The sequence below is a fragment of the Chitinophaga sancti genome (assembly GCF_034087045.1).
In the GTDB taxonomy this organism is placed as follows: Bacteria; Bacteroidota; Bacteroidia; order Chitinophagales; family Chitinophagaceae; genus Chitinophaga; species Chitinophaga sancti_B.
In genome coordinates, this window is the sequence record NZ_CP139247.1 from 1,520,542 (window position 1) to 1,535,433 (window position 14,892).

A 14,892-nucleotide genomic window follows, 5' to 3' on the forward strand; every position below is an offset into this window, starting at 1 on the left:
GCTCTCCTGACGGAGGGCTTTCATACTATCAGGGATAGGTGTGGCGTTTGAATAAATTTTAAATTATATATTGCAAATCCGAAATCCCGGGGGTGCCTATAGTTTAAATCAATAAACATTATGAAGAAACTAAGCCTCATGATCGCCCTGGTGCTGGGAACTGCCCTGATGGCAAGTGCACAGCGCTACTGCGTGATCGATACCAAATATATTCTGGACAATATCCCTGAATATAAGGAAGCTCAGAGTAAGCTGGATGCTGTGGCTGAGCAATGGCAAAAGGAGATCGACGCTAAATTCCTGGAAGTAGATAAGATGTACAAGTCTTATCAGGCAGAGCAGGTGATGCTTACAGACGAACTGAAGCACAAGCGTGAGGAAGAAATTGTAGCGAGAGAAAAAGAGGCAAAGGATTTGCAGAAGAAACGTTTTGGTTATGAAGGGGACCTATTCAAAAAGAGAGAGGAGCTGGTAAAACCTATACAGGACAGAGTTTATAATGCCGTACAAAAGTTAGCCGCCCAGCGTATGTACGACTTTGTGCTGGATAAGGCCGGAGGTGTAACAGTGATCTTCTCTGATCCTAAGTTGGATAAAAGTGATGACATTCTAAATACCCTTGGTGTAAAGAAGCAGTAACAAGACATCCAACAGAAAGGTGATTTAGGAATTATTAACCTTTTGTACCAATTTTTAACCTTAGTTTAGTATTCAAAATTTTTTTAAACACAGACAACATCATGAAGAAGTATGTAATTATTGCTTTCGTGGCAGTATCCGGATTGTTCAGCGTGAAGACAATGGCACAGTCCAAAGTGGCTCACATTAATGCACAGGCCCTGATTGAGGCAATGCCGGAAGCCCAGACGGCAATGAAATCACTGCAATCTTATGCAGAAGAACTGGATAAGGATGGTAAAGGACTGATTGATGAGTATCAGAAGAAGATGAAAGAATTTAATGACGGTGTAGATAAAATGAGCGACAACGTTAAAGAAATCAAAGGTAAAGAACTCCAGACTGCTCAGAAAAACATCCAGGACTACCAGGATGCAGCTCAGAACAAAATCGAAGCTAAACGTCAGGAACTGCTGAAACCAATCTATGACAAGGCTCGTAAAGCAATTGAAGACACAGCGAAAGAAAAAGGTTACGGTTATGTAATCGACAACTCTCAGAGCATTCTGCTGGTAGCACCAGCTGGTGATGACCTGTCTGCAGCTGTGAAAGCTAAGCTGGGTATCAAATAATCTGACACTTAGAACTAATTATTATAGCCCTGGGACCAGTTCCCGGGGTATTTTTTTAAAAATCCTTTATTATCTCATAAAATTCTTTACCTTTGCCTTCCGTTTTAAAAACACGGGTTCCGCAAAACGGGAAAGTGTTTAGTATAGTACAGGTAAAAACAAAATATTAAAATGAAACGTACTTTTCAACCGCATAACAGACGCAGAAAGAGCGTTCATGGTTTTAGAAAGAGAATGGAAACTGCTAACGGCCGTAAAGTATTAGCTTCCCGCAGAGCTAAAGGACGTAAGAAATTAACTGTTTCTGACGAGCGTAAGCTGAAATAAGGTCAGCTTTAACTGCATAAGCCTTTGGGCATAACTGCAGCTTTTAGGGCTGGTTCCTGATCGAACAGAATGTTATTGCTTTTGATAGATAAATCGGACTTGCCATAAAAACTTATTCTTTTACAAAAGAAGAAAGGTTAAAAAGCAGAAAAATCATTGAAACGCTTTTTCGGGAAGGAAAAGCGTTTTCTGTTTTTCCATATCGCGTAGTATATATGCCGGTAGATACCCCCATTGCCCCATATCCCGTTCAGGCCGGTTTTACCGTCTCTACAAAACGTTTTCCGCATGCTGTGGACCGTAACAGAGTAAAACGCCTGACCAGGGAAGCCTATCGCCTGCAAAAAGGTGAACTGTATGAACAGCTACGGGCCCAACAGCCCAACAGCCAGCTGGCCGTATTCTTCATCTATACTGATAAGAAAATAGCTCCCTTTACTACCCTCCAACACAAAATTTCCCTAATTTTAAAGAAACTGGCGAAGGAAGCGCTGGCTGTATCATGAAGATCTTCAGCTTGTTGACTTATCCGTTTATTTGGATAATCAGGATTTACCAATGGGGCATTTCACCGCTGCTTGGCAATAAGTGCAGGTATACACCCACCTGCTCACAATATGGCGTAGAAGCACTGAAAAAACATGGTCTTATTAAAGGCGGTTACCTCACTGTAAAAAGGATTTTATCCTGCCATCCATGGGGTGGACACGGCCATGATCCGGTACCCTGAAAGAGAGGTGGGGGCAGTACCCTTAATAAACCTGAGCATTGTATGCAGGCCATAATAGGAAAATGTTCCCTGCGTATATTCCATATACGCCGCCGGGCAACCGTCTGGCAATCACGTATTTTAACTTTTCAAATACGTAAAGAACTTGTAGCTTACAATTGCTTATAAATTAGCTCACATTAACTTTTACCTATGCGTGCATTTTTTCAAAGAAAGAGGAGGGTTGTAGTGATATTGGTATTGCTTATCATAGGTGCTACCGGTATCAAAGCCTACAGTGATAAAGACAAATACTTTGAGATCGCTAAGAATCTGGACATCTTCGCAGCTTTCTACCGGGAGCTGAATACGTACTATGTAGACGACCTGCCCCCGGAAAAACTGATGCATAAAGGCATAGACGCTATCCTGGAAGAAACCGATCCATATACAGACTTCATTCCTGAAGAAAACCTGGATGAACTTAAATTCATGGCCACCGGTAAATACGGTGGTGTAGGTATCTCAGTCATCACTGATAGCATCCGCACCGTAGTGACTGATATCTACGAAGGTAGTCCGATGGACAAAGCCGGTGTGAAAACCGGTGACCTGATCCTGTCCCTGGATGGAAAATCTACCCAGGATATGGACCAGGACGACATCAGCCATATGCTGAAAGGCGTACCCGGCACTACCCTGCAAATGGTGGTTAAAAACCCTTCTACAGGCGTAGAAACGTCCAAAACCATCACCCGTGAAGAGATCAATGTAAAGCCTGTGAGCTATTCCGGTATAGTAGGTAATGATATCGGGTATATCCGCATGACACAGTTTACTGAAAATAGTGGTGATGCCGTATCCGACGCATTTACCCAGCTGAAAAAGGACCATCCGGCTTTGAAAGGCGTGATCCTGGACCTTCGTGGTAACCCCGGTGGCCTGCTGGATGAGGCTGTACTCGTGGCGAACATCTTTGTAGATAAGAACAAGGTGATCGTAAGCACCAAAGGGAAAGTAAAGAACTGGGACCGCGATTATAAAACAGAAAGCAACGCAATTGATGCCAGGATACCACTGGCTGTATTGACAAACCGCTCCTCTGCTTCCGCTTCAGAAATCGTAGCAGGTGCAATGCAGGATCTGGATCGTGGTGTGATCATCGGTCAGCGCTCTTTTGGTAAAGGGTTGGTACAAACTACCCGCCCGCTGCCCTACAATGCAAAACTGAAAGTTACCACTGCCAAATACTATACACCCAGTGGCCGCTGTATACAAGCGATTGATTATTCCCGCCGTAATGATGATGGAGAAGTAGAATCAGTGCCGGACAGCCTGCGTAAATCATTCAATACCGCTGATGGCCGAAAGGTACGTGATGGGGGAGGAATAGAGCCGGATGATGCAGTAGATCCAACACTGCTCAGCCAGGTAACAGTGACCCTGCTGCGCAGACAGTACATCTTTGACTATGCTACACAGTATTACTATTCACATCCTAAGATTGCAGCAGTGGGCACCTTCGCCCTGAGTGAAGATGACTTTACCGACTTTATGCATTACCTGGATGGCAGGAATTATAGTTATAAAACCCGTTCGGAAGAAGCACTGGAAAACTTCCAGGCTACTGCCCGTAAAGAGAAATATTACGATGCCGTGTCTAAGGAATTTGACGCCCTGCAGGCTAAGATGAAGCACGACAAAAAGCAGGATCTGCTCAAGAATAAAACAGAGATCAAACACCTGCTGGAAGAAGAGATCTCAAACCGCTATTATATGCAGAAGGGTAGGATCGCACAGTCACTGGTAACAGATAATGAAGTGACTGAAGCGGTGAAAGTGCTGCATGATTCCCAGCGGTATCAACAATTGCTGCATTGATAATTTTTAATCGCTTTTGTCTTTGGCAAAGGCGATTTTTCTTTATGCGATATAAGCTTTCATTTTATGAAGAAACTCATCCTACCTTTCATTATCATCATTCTGCTGGCATGTAATAATACCAACAGCAGCAACCAGCATGATTCAGTAACTGTGATCAGAAAAGATACTACGACTGAATATTTTGATACAACGGCAATGAATATACTGAGTGAAACAGAACGGGTGGAGGGATGGCAGTTATTGTTCAATGGAAAAGATCTGAGTGGCTGGCATCTTTACCAGCACAAGACAGGAGGTGCATGGTCTGCAGATAGCGGCATGTTGCATTGCAGGGGAGATAAGGATTTCAAAGCAAACCGTTCAGATCTGACTTCTGACAGTACATATGAAAACTTTGAATTGTTTTTGGAATGGAAGATTGCACCGCAGGGTAATAGTGGTATCATCTATTTAGCATCAGAAGAATATCCGGCTCCTTTCATGAGCGGACCAGAGTATCAGCTGATCGATGCGAACAACTTTCCTGAGAAGTTGGAAGATTGGCAGCTAACGGGAGGAAATTATGCGATGAGTGCGCCATTGGTGAATGCAACGCGGCCGGCAGGTGTGTGGAATCATGCCCGGATTGTGGTGTATCATGGGCATGTGGAGCATTGGCTGAATGGGCAGAAGACGGCAGATTATGTAATCGGGTCAAAGGAGTGGAAAGCAGAAAAGGAGAAAGGAAAGTGGAAGGACGCTAAAGGGTATGGTGCTACGAAAAATGGATTTATCGATTTGCAGGATCACGGTAGTGAGATCTGGTTTAAGAATATTAAAATAAAACGGCTATTATAGAAGGCTGCTTTGCTATCTTCTATAATAGCCGGCTATCGATATCGTAGGCGCGAAGCAGCTTACGATATCGATAGCATCTCAAAAAGGAATGGCCATTGCGAAGCAATGACCATTCCTTTTTGACTATTTCAAAATATTAAAATTTCAAAATTAAAGCGCAGCTTCGTAACGTTTGCTAACTGCATCCCAGTTTACAACATTCCAGAACGCCTTCAGGTATTCCGGACGACGGTTCTGATATTTCAGGTAGTAAGCATGTTCCCATACATCCACACCTAAGATGGGTGTCCCTTTTACTTCAGCAACATCCATCAGTGGATTATCCTGGTTAGGTGTAGAAGAAATCTCCAGTTTGCCACCATTTACCAGCAACCAGGCCCAACCGGAACCAAAGCGGGTAGCACCGGCAGTATTGAATTTTTCTTTGAATTCTTCGAAAGAACCGAAAGTGCTCTTGATCGCATCAGCCAGTTTGCCAGTAGGCTCACCACCTGCATTAGGACCAAGGATAGTCCAGAAGAAGCTGTGGTTCCAGTGACCACCGCCATTGTTTCTGATTGCCGGGCTCAGTGTGCCAGCAATAGCAACCAGTTCTTCCAGGGATTTATTTTCATTTTCAGTACCGGCAATTGCTTTGTTCAGGTTATCAACATATGCCTGATGGTGCTTACCATGGTGAATTTCCATTGTCTGCTTATCAATATTAGGTTCCAGGGCGTCGGTAGCGTACGGTAAGCTCGGAAGTGTAAATGCCATAACTTATGTTTTTTTATTGCGTTAAAAAATATGAGTGTATCAATTGGTACCAAATTTACTGCCTAATCAGGTAAATATCAAAAAGGCACAGGCGAATTGGGCGCCCTGATGGATGCGGTCATCAACTCCTCCCGCTGTAGTTATCAACAAAACATAGGTATTACTGCCCAATTCACGTACCAAAAGGGTTGGATATATGCTTTTTTATTTTATATTTACGTTAAGTGTTATAACAACTTTAGTACGGAATTCCGGTTACGTTTACACGTAGAGGTTACTGTTGTTCGTATAAAACTAAAAGTATGTTGACAGACTCGGACATGGGCCAAAATTACTCCCTCAACGCCTTACAAAAGGAAAATGAACTATTGAAGACACGGATCAAGTGGCTCGAAACCTTATTGGACCATGTACCCGCTATGTTATACACTCATCAGAATGATATTAAGACTGTCAACTGGTGTAACCGCTATATGGAAGATGTAACGGGGTATACACTGGAAGAGATGAGTGGGATGGGGCTAGATTTTTTCAAGGCGGTCATGCACCCGGAGGATTTTGACCTGGCTGTTATAGCCCAGCAATCATTTCAGGAAAACAAAAGTGTGTTCGGCGGGGTGTTACGATTTCGTAAACGGGATACGGAGCACTGGTGCTGGTTGGTAGGATTGGCGATGCCATTTACAAGGGATGACAATGGCAAGGTAAAAGATGTGATTTGCGCCTTTCTGGATCTGACTATGGCAATGGATACAAACGATCAGCTGGCCGAAGCGATGAGAGAAGTACTACGCAGGCATAACGACGATCTGCTGGCCAAACTCACAACAAGAGAAAAGGAAATCCTCAAACTGGCCGTCGGGGGCCTGAACAATAAAGAAATAGCCGATACCCTCAATTTGAGCCGACATACGGTTGAAACCCACCGGAAAAATATCCGGTTAAAACTTAAAGTTAGGAATACTACTGAATTAGTAGCCCTGGCAAGAAAAGTTGGTTATCAATAATTTAAGTAAATTTCCTGCAATTTGCCTGCGCTTGTTTTGCAAAAATACCCAACCTTGGGTATTTGCATAACAATCAAACTCCATTAATTTAGTAATCTATTAACCAAAGGAGAGTTTGATACGTTAGGAAAGACATTTTTTTAAAAAGGAAAAAGATAGTTAGTAATACCCCTATTGCTATGATCACCGAGGAAAGCGCATTAAAAGTTTTGCAGCTGGACGGTTCTGCAACGGCAGAAGAGATAGTTGCCCGCTACGAGTCATTGAAAGATCAATATAAAAAGATCAAAAATGAAACTGAAGATCTAAAGACATTGCTGGCGTACCAGCTTAAGCAGATAGAACTAGACGACGTCTATATTTATTTCAGAAAGAAACAAAGGATTTAACCTGAAGCTATTACCCTTTCATTCGTTGTAATTTAGCTCGGCTTTCATCCATTGTTTGTCGCTGTTTTTGATTTGACACACAATCAAGATAACCCACAGCCTGCCTTTCTAATCATTTAGCTCGTATTATTTCCCCAATTAATAGCATCGCGCACACTGATGCCTTTGGCATCGGTATGCGCGTATTTGTATGTCGGCAATGAGCATATTGTCGACTTTTATTATATATTTACTGCTAAATCTCCTATATATGGGTACAATCGCTATTGTTATAATTGTTTTAGCCCTGTTGGTGGTGTTCTCAAGTTTTGTGACCATACAGCAAGGTACTATTGGGGTGACCACGATCTTTGGAAAGTATAACCGTATTTTGTTCCCCGGACTTAATTTCAAAGTGCCCCTTGTTGAAAAAGTATTCAAACGTGTTTCCATTCAGAATCGCTCTGTAGAGCTGGAATTCCAGGCCATTACTGTTGACCAGGCCAATGTTTACTTCAAAGCTATGCTGCTGTATTCCGTGTGGAATCAGGAGGAAGATACCATCAAAAATGTGGCTTTTAAGTTCCTGGACGAGCGTAGTTTTATGCAGGCGCTGGTACGTACTATTGAGGGTTCTATCCGCGGATTTGTGGCTACTAAAAGGCAATCAGAGGTATTGGGATTGCGTCGTGATATCACAGAACATGTGAAAGAACAGATTGACCTGACACTGGAAGGATGGGGATATCACCTGCAGGATCTGCAGATGAATGATATCACTTTTGATGATGCGATTATGAAATCTATGGCGCAGGTTGTGGCATCTAATAACCTGAAAGCTGCGGCTGAAAATGAGGGTCAGGCATTGCTGATCACCAAAACGAAAGCTGCGGAAGCAGAGGGTAATGCAATCAAGATTGCAGCGGAAGCTGAACGTCAGGCTGCACAGCTGCGTGGTATGGGTGTGGCGTTGTTCCGTGAAGAGGTGGCAAAAGGTATGTCTATGGCGGCGAAGGAAATGCAGCAGGCGAATTTGGATACGTCTGTGATTTTGTTCTCCATGTGGACGGAGGCGATTAAGCATTTCTCTGAGAATTCGAAGGGGAATGTGATCTTCCTGGATGGGTCTTCTGAAGGGATGGAACAGACAATGAAGCAGTTGATGGCGTTGAATAAACTCCAGGTAAAATAACCAATAGCCAGGAATGAAGTTTTGCGTAGCGAGACATTATTCCTGGCGTGAAAAGCAAAGGGCGACACTTCAGTGTCGCCCTTTGCTTTCCGCTTTTTAATTTTTATCTTCTTTGTGCAAAGAATGTCTTTACTAATTGAAGGCTTTCTGCCTCGCCGGGTCCTTGTTCAACCTTTGTCCTGGGATGAAAAGGATTCGCCTCTCCGGTAGATTTTCTGTAACTGTTCTTTTCATCTTTTGCTGCATAGACAATGCGGCCGATCTTACTCCAATACAGCGCCCCTGCACACATCAGGCAGGGTTCCAGCGTTACATAAAGCGTAGCTTCCATCAGGTATTTGCTACCTAAAAAATTGAAAGCCGCAGTCAGCGCCAGCATTTCAGCATGTGCAGTACAGTCATTCAGTTTCTCCACCTGGTTGCTGCCACGCCCAATGATCTTATCATTGAGCACGACAATAGCCCCCACAGGTACTTCTCCTTCATCAAAGGCTTTGCGGGCCTCACGCATAGCCTGCTGCATATAAAATTCATCCGTCATCCCTGGTGCTGATTAATCAGGTTTAAAAATTCATCCTCACTCAGGATGTGTATTGTATTGATCTTTTTCGCTTTTTCCAGTTTACTACCCGCATCGTCACCTACCACGAGGTAATTCAGCTTGCTGGATACGCCACTCAGGATTTTACCACCCTGCTGCTCTACCATGGCTTCTGCATCACTACGTTTCAGCTTATTGAGCGTACCGGTAAAGAGGAATGTTTGTCCGCCGAAAGTACCACCCACCGGATGATCAGAACGGGTGCTTTTCAGGTTCAGCCCTAATTCTTCCAGGTGTTTCAGCATATCCAGGTTTTCCGGCGTAGCGAAGAACTGTTTGATACTGCCAGCTACTTTTGGGCCTATATCTTCCAGCGCAAGCAATTGTTCTTCTGTCCAGTCTTTGAAGTCCGGCAGGTAACTGATGGCATTTGCCAGTGTTTTGGCGGTGGTTTCACCCACATAGCGGATGCCCAAACCAAAGATCAGGCGATGCAAAGGCTGGGTTTTGGAGGCTTCGATCGCTGTTTGCAGGTTAGTGAGCGATTTCTTTCCAAATCCTTCCAGTTGTTCCAGTTTGCTAAAGTCGATGGTATAGATACCCGGAATATCGCGCATCAATTCCAGGCCGTAGAATTTACGGACGTTGCTTTCGCCAAAACTCTTGATGTCCATTGCATCTTTGCTTACGAAGTGGATCATTCTTTCTACCACCTGCGCTTCGCAGTTAATATTGATACAGCGCCATACACTTTCACCTTCCGGTTTGAAAAGTGGCTCTTTACATACCGGGCATTCCTTAGGGAATACAATTTCCCTTTCAGAACCATCCCGCAGGTCAGCCACTGACTTTACGATATAAGGGATCACATCGCCGGCTCTTTCTACCAGGACAGTATCACCAAGTTTCAAATCCTTTTCACGGATTACATCTTCATTAAATAATGAAATGGAACCAACTGTAACACCACCAATAGGTACAGGATCGATCTTGGCCACAGGGGTAATAGAACCGGTACGACCTACCTGGAATTCCACATCCCTCAGTTTGCTGGTGGCCTGGCGGGCTTTGAACTTGTACGCCATGGCCCAGCGGGGGTGGTGGGTGGTCATACCCAGTTTATCCTGCAGTTCGTAATCATTTACTTTTATTACCATTCCATCTATTTCATATGGAAGATTATCCCTTTCATTTTCGAAAGTCAGCACATAATCGATCACTGCCTGAATGCCTTTTACAACCTTTTTCTCCTTAGCGGGAGAGCGGAAACCCAGTTGGGTCAGCATATCCAGGGTATTGCTATGGGTTTGGATTTCCTTTGGTTCAGTCTGCCCGTCTTCCATGGTATGATAACTCATGTGGTAAAGGAAGGCTTCCAGGCCCCGTTTCGCCACTTCTTTCGGGTCTACCATGCGAAGGGAACCAGAGGCTGCATTACGGGGATTGGCCAGTGGCGGCAGGTTTTCGGCAGCACGCTGGTCATTAAAGGCTTTGAAAGTGCTCTTATTAATTAATACCTCGCCACGGATTTCGATAGTATGGATACCAAATTTCGAAAAGTTGGCAGTGAGGGGGATAGAGCGGATCTGACGGATATTGGTGGTAATATCATCGCCTGCCACACCGTCGCCCCGGGTAGCGCCCCGGGTCAGGCGGTCGTTTTCGTATATTAATGATATACTGGCGCCATCGAATTTGGGCTCTATACAATATTCTATATCGGCGAGGCCGCTGATTTCCCGGGCTTTGCGGTCCCAGTCCAGCAGGTCATCGGCATTGTAAGAGTTTTCCAGGCTCAGCATGGGTACCAGGTGCTGTACAGTTGGGAAGGCTTTGTTAAGGCCCAGGGCAACGCGCTGTGTGGGGGAGTCCGGGCTTATACGGTCCGGATGAACCGTTTCCAGCTGTTTTAACCAGGCAAAGAGTTGATCATATTCATAATCGCTCAGCACCGGCTCGCTCTGTACATAATAGCGCCAGTCATTGTAGAGTATGACACGACGGAGGTTTTCCAGAGTTTCATCAATGGCGGAGGGGCTTTCTTTTTTTTGCAATTGAGCTAACAGTTGCTTCGCTAATTGCGCTAAAGTGATTTCTATTTCTTTCGTATACATATATTTTTACTATCGGCTTGTAAATTTAAAATACTTTCTGAACTATTTCTAAAATGGTTGATTTCCTTTACTGTATTAGGTTTCGGTGCATTTTGGTACTATTTACACTTATTAATTTTAAGAAAAAGATGAGCAAAAAGTTTTTTATTAACAAAAAATTAATTAAGATTGTGTAACGAAACGAAAGCAACTGAAAGACGGATACAAAAATTGTAGATTGATAAGGAACAAGTGAAAGGTTGAATATTTAACTGGCCTATGTGCTCCTTAAAGAAATCTATCAACGAAGTGAAAAACGACCAAAATTAGTTTAAAGCCATTTATAAATTTCACGTAAGCCTTTATAAATTCCAAGAGTTTGCCTTTGTAAATTCCACAAGGCCTTTATAAATTCCAGCCTTTATGAATTCCACGAAAGCTATTAAAGCTATTTTGTAGATTCCACGTACAATATTTAGTAATTCCACGTCAATGAAATCTGGCAAGTGAGTATTGCTGATTTTGTGTGATACTTCCCCTGCATAAAAGGATTTATGCAGGGGAATTTTTTTAAAACTACCCCTCACATCTTTTGCCGAAAGCAATTGCTTACATATTTCTTCTATACTGCCCACCCACTTCATACAATGCATGCGTGATCTGTCCCAGTGAACAATACTTCACCGTCTCCATCAACTCGGAAAAAATATTCCCATTCTCAATAACCACCTTTTGTAATTTTTTCAATGCTTCAACACTGTCCGATGCATGCCGCTGATGAAAAGCCTCCAATGTATGTATCTGAAAATCCTTCTCCTCTTTCGTACTCCTGATCACTTCCGAAGGAATGATCGTAGGGGATCCCTTTGCATTCAAAAACGTATTCACCCCAATAATTGGATATGCGCCACTATGCTTCAACGATTCATAATGCAAACTCTCTTCCTGTATCTTATTCCGCTGATACATCCGTTCCATCGCTCCCAATACCCCACCTCTCTCTGTAATCCTGTTGAACTCCGCCATCACTGCCTCTTCCACCAGGTCTGTGAGTTCTTCAATAAAGAAAGAACCCTGTATGGGATTCTCATTTTTAGCAGTCCCTAATTCTCTGTTGATGATCAGCTGTATCGCCATTGCTCTTCGCACACTCTCTTCTGTAGGCGTAGTAATCGCTTCATCGTACGCATTTGTATGCAGTGAATTACAATTATCATAAATCGCATACAACGCCTGCAGCGTAGTACGGATATCATTGAAATCTATTTCCTGCGCATGCAGACTCCGTCCTGACGTTTGTATATGATACTTCAGTTTTTGTGAACGATCATTTCCCTTATACTTATATTTAATGGCCTTGGCCCATATGCGCCTTGCCACACGCCCGATCACCGCATACTCCGGGTCCATTCCATTACTAAAGAAGAACGATAGGTTCGGTGCAAAATCATTGATCTTCATACCCCTGCTCAGGTAATACTCCACATATGTAAACCCATTCGCGAGTGTAAACGCCAGTTGTGTGATGGGATTTGCACCAGCCTCCGCGATATGATAGCCAGATATACTCACTGCATAAAAATTCCTCACCTTTTCCTGTATGAAATACTGCTGTACATCACCCATCAACTTCAACGCAAACTCAGTAGAGAAGATACAGGTATTCTGTGCCTGGTCTTCTTTAAGTATATCTGCCTGCACGGTGCCTCTCACAGCACTCAGCGCCTTTGCTTTTATATTGGCATAAACATCGGCAGGCAATACTTTGTCGCCGGAAATACCCAGTAGCTTTAATCCCAATCCATTATTTCCTTCAGGCAATTCGCCGGCATACTTTGGTCCGTCCTTCACATCTACCTGGATGCCTTGTTCCGCCATATACTTTTCACACTCCTGATCAATCGCCGCATTCATAAAAAACGCCAGCAGGATGGGAGCGGGGCCATTTATGGTCATAGATACAGACGTCATGGGATCGCACAGGTCAAAGCCGCTATAAAGTTTCTTCGCATCATCCACTGTTGCTATGCTCACACCTGAATTTCCCACTTTGCCATAAATATCCGGTCTGAAACCCGGATCTTCCCCATACAATGTGACACTGTCAAATGCTGTACTCAGGCGCCTTGCCGGCTGACCTGCAGATACATAATGGAACCTTTTATTCGTACGTTCAGGTCCTCCTTCTCCTGCAAACATGCGGGTAGGATCTTCACCTTCTCTCTTCATCGGAAATACCCCTGCAGCATAAGGGAATGCCCCCGGTATATTTTCTGTGAGTAACCAGCGCAACTGATCGCCCCAATCCTTGTAGGTAGGCAGACTGATTCTGGGAATGCGTAAACCGGCAAGACTTTCTGTAAAGAGTGGGAGGTTGATGGTCTTCTCTCTTACCGTGAATGAATAGTGATCTCCCTTATATTGTTGTTGTAAAGCAGGCCATTCTTCCAATAACTGACTACAATCAGGATGTAGTTCTTTTTTCAACTGATCTGCGATGTTTTGCAGTTGTTGTTGTAAGTGCGGTTGTTTTAGCAGACCGATACTACCATTCAGCTGATACAGTTTAGTGGCAATGGTACATTGTTCTTTTACCCAATTGTTATATTCTTCCAGCGAAGTCACAATTTCGGCTAGGTAGCGTGCCCGCGAAGGAGGGATGATCTGTGTGCGGGTAGCAGGTTGATGACCGTCATCTTTTGTAGCAGGCAATTTCAATGCTGTCAACAGTTTTTGAAACAACTGGTTGATACCTGTATCATTGAACTGTGAAGCAATCGTACCCACAATAGGCAAATCACTATCCAAAGCGTTCCACAGCTGGTGTGCTCTTTTATATTGCCGCTTTACATCCTGCAAAGCATCGAGTGCACCGGCTTTATCGAATTTATTGATCGCAATCACATCCGCATAATCCAGCATGTTAATCTTTTCAAGCTGGCTGGCAGCACCGTATTCAGGTGTCATTACATAGAGCGATACATCGCAGTGATCGATGATAGCTGTATCATTCTGCCCGATACCTGAAGTTTCAAGAATGATGAGGTCAAAACGGGCCAGCCGGCAGATGTCGATTGCTTCCTGAATATGTGCGCTGATGGCCTTGTCGCTATCGCGGGTGGCCAGGGATCGCATATAGGCCCTGGGGTGATGGATGGCATTCATGCGGATACGATCTCCCAGCAAGGCGCCACCCGTCTTCTTTTTAGACGGATCTACAGATATAACAGCAATGGTTTTGTCTGTAAATGCGTGTAGAAAACGACGTACCAATTCGTCAGTTACACTACTTTTGCCTGCACCACCAGTACCTGTGATACCCAGTACCATACTACCTTTTATAGGTTTAGGCAGTGACAGCTGATCACTTTCGGCAGCAGTGATCGCTGCTGCAATGAGGTGATTGTTTTGTTCCGGTAGTTGGGCTAGTTCACCATTTAGTTGTTGTAAAGTCGTGAAGTTACATTGCCGGATCACATCGGCGATCATGCCTTCCAGACCCATTTGCCGGCCATCGTCTGGTGAGTAGAGGCGTGTGATGCCATAGGCATGTAATTCTTCGATTTCGGAAGGCAGAATAGTACCACCGCCGCCTCCGAATATTTTGATATGTCCGCAGCCTCTTTCGTGCAGCAGGTCATAGATATATTTAAAGAATTCGACATGTCCGCCCTGGTAAGAAGTGATGGCTATGCCCTGGGCATCTTCCTGTATGGCACAGTCCACAATTTCGGCAGCGGAGCGGTTGTGGCCCAGGTGAATCACTTCGGCCCCCTGTGATTGCATGATCCTGCGCATGATATTGATCGCAGCATCATGGCCGTCAAAGAGAGCTGCTGCTGTAACTATTCGAATTTTATGTACTGGAGTATCAGTCATTTTGCTTTGGTGTTTAACAATAGTGTGGTATCGTGGAATACTGCTATGT

15 protein-coding genes are annotated in these 14,892 nt (G+C 44.0%); 10 read left to right on the forward strand and 5 right to left on the reverse strand.

Going from position 1 to position 14,892, the window contains the following annotated elements; all coding sequences use genetic code 11:
- Positions 1 to 120: 120 nt before the first annotated feature.
- The 7 genes from SIO70_RS06400 to SIO70_RS06430 all read left to right on the forward strand — a co-directional run bounded on the left by SIO70_RS06400 (position 121) and on the right by SIO70_RS06430 (position 5,007).
- Positions 121 to 639 carry an OmpH family outer membrane protein gene (locus SIO70_RS06400; protein WP_320580118.1) on the forward strand — a complete coding sequence of 173 codons (519 nt, stop codon included), beginning with the start codon at positions 121 to 123 and terminating at the stop codon, positions 637 to 639.
- Between the two features lie 101 nt (positions 640 to 740).
- Entirely contained in the window at positions 741 to 1,250 is a 510-nt protein-coding gene (locus SIO70_RS06405) for an OmpH family outer membrane protein (RefSeq protein ID WP_320580119.1), read from the forward strand.
- Between the two features lie 171 nt (positions 1,251 to 1,421).
- Positions 1,422 to 1,577: a 50S ribosomal protein L34 gene (rpmH, locus tag SIO70_RS06410; RefSeq protein ID WP_012788729.1), complete on the forward strand. Its 156-nt coding sequence runs from the start codon at positions 1,422 to 1,424 to the stop codon at positions 1,575 to 1,577.
- Between the two features lie 155 nt (positions 1,578 to 1,732).
- Positions 1,733 to 2,083, forward strand: a complete 351-nt coding sequence (locus tag SIO70_RS06415; protein WP_320582058.1) for a ribonuclease P protein component — start codon at positions 1,733 to 1,735, stop codon at positions 2,081 to 2,083.
- Entirely contained in the window at positions 2,080 to 2,307 is a 228-nt protein-coding gene (gene yidD, locus SIO70_RS06420) for a membrane protein insertion efficiency factor YidD (protein WP_320580120.1), read from the forward strand. Before SIO70_RS06415 ends, yidD begins: the two co-directional genes overlap by 4 nt.
- A 192-nt stretch (positions 2,308 to 2,499) precedes the next feature.
- Positions 2,500 to 4,167, forward strand: coding sequence for a S41 family peptidase (locus tag SIO70_RS06425; protein ID WP_320580121.1), 1,668 nt, complete (start codon positions 2,500 to 2,502; stop codon positions 4,165 to 4,167).
- A 66-nt stretch (positions 4,168 to 4,233) separates the two neighbouring features.
- On the forward strand, positions 4,234 to 5,007 hold the full coding sequence (locus SIO70_RS06430) for a DUF1080 domain-containing protein (protein ID WP_320580122.1): 774 nt from the start codon (positions 4,234 to 4,236) through the stop codon (positions 5,005 to 5,007).
- Between the two features lie 150 nt (positions 5,008 to 5,157).
- Here the strand turns inward: SIO70_RS06430 and SIO70_RS06435 are convergent, their stop codons facing one another.
- Entirely contained in the window at positions 5,158 to 5,763 is a 606-nt protein-coding gene (locus SIO70_RS06435) for a superoxide dismutase (protein ID WP_320580123.1), read from the reverse strand.
- Positions 5,764 to 6,065: 302 nt separating this feature from the next.
- On the opposite strand from SIO70_RS06435, the gene SIO70_RS06440 reads away from it, so the two are divergent.
- The 3 genes from SIO70_RS06440 to SIO70_RS06450 all read left to right on the forward strand — a co-directional run bounded on the left by SIO70_RS06440 (position 6,066) and on the right by SIO70_RS06450 (position 8,330).
- The gene (locus SIO70_RS06440; RefSeq protein ID WP_320580124.1) at positions 6,066 to 6,770 is read left to right on the forward strand and encodes a LuxR C-terminal-related transcriptional regulator; all 705 of its coding nucleotides are present in this window, start codon (positions 6,066 to 6,068) and stop codon (positions 6,768 to 6,770) included.
- A gap of 179 nt (positions 6,771 to 6,949) precedes the next feature.
- Positions 6,950 to 7,159, forward strand: coding sequence for a hypothetical protein (locus SIO70_RS06445; protein WP_146968204.1), 210 nt, complete (start codon positions 6,950 to 6,952; stop codon positions 7,157 to 7,159).
- 250 nt (positions 7,160 to 7,409) lie between these two features.
- Positions 7,410 to 8,330, forward strand: coding sequence for an SPFH domain-containing protein (locus SIO70_RS06450; protein ID WP_320580125.1), 921 nt, complete (start codon positions 7,410 to 7,412; stop codon positions 8,328 to 8,330).
- 103 nt (positions 8,331 to 8,433) lie between these two features.
- On the opposite strand, the gene SIO70_RS06455 is transcribed toward SIO70_RS06450, so the two are convergent.
- The 4 genes from SIO70_RS06455 to SIO70_RS06470 form a co-directional block, all read right to left on the reverse strand.
- A complete protein-coding gene (locus SIO70_RS06455) occupies positions 8,434 to 8,871 on the reverse strand; it encodes a nucleoside deaminase (protein WP_320580126.1) in 438 nt (145 codons plus the stop codon).
- On the reverse strand, positions 8,868 to 10,985 hold the full coding sequence (gene ligA, locus SIO70_RS06460; RefSeq protein ID WP_320580127.1) for an NAD-dependent DNA ligase LigA: 2,118 nt from the start codon (positions 10,983 to 10,985) through the stop codon (positions 8,868 to 8,870). Before ligA ends, SIO70_RS06455 begins: the two co-directional genes overlap by 4 nt.
- Positions 10,986 to 11,326: 341 nt before the next feature.
- The gene (locus SIO70_RS06465) at positions 11,327 to 11,608 is read right to left on the reverse strand and encodes a hypothetical protein (RefSeq protein WP_320582087.1); all 282 of its coding nucleotides are present in this window, start codon (positions 11,606 to 11,608) and stop codon (positions 11,327 to 11,329) included.
- A complete protein-coding gene (locus SIO70_RS06470; protein ID WP_320580128.1) occupies positions 11,574 to 14,843 on the reverse strand; it encodes a methylmalonyl-CoA mutase family protein in 3,270 nt (1,089 codons plus the stop codon). Before SIO70_RS06470 ends, SIO70_RS06465 begins: the two co-directional genes overlap by 35 nt.
- Between the last annotated feature and the right edge of the window lie 49 nt (positions 14,844 to 14,892).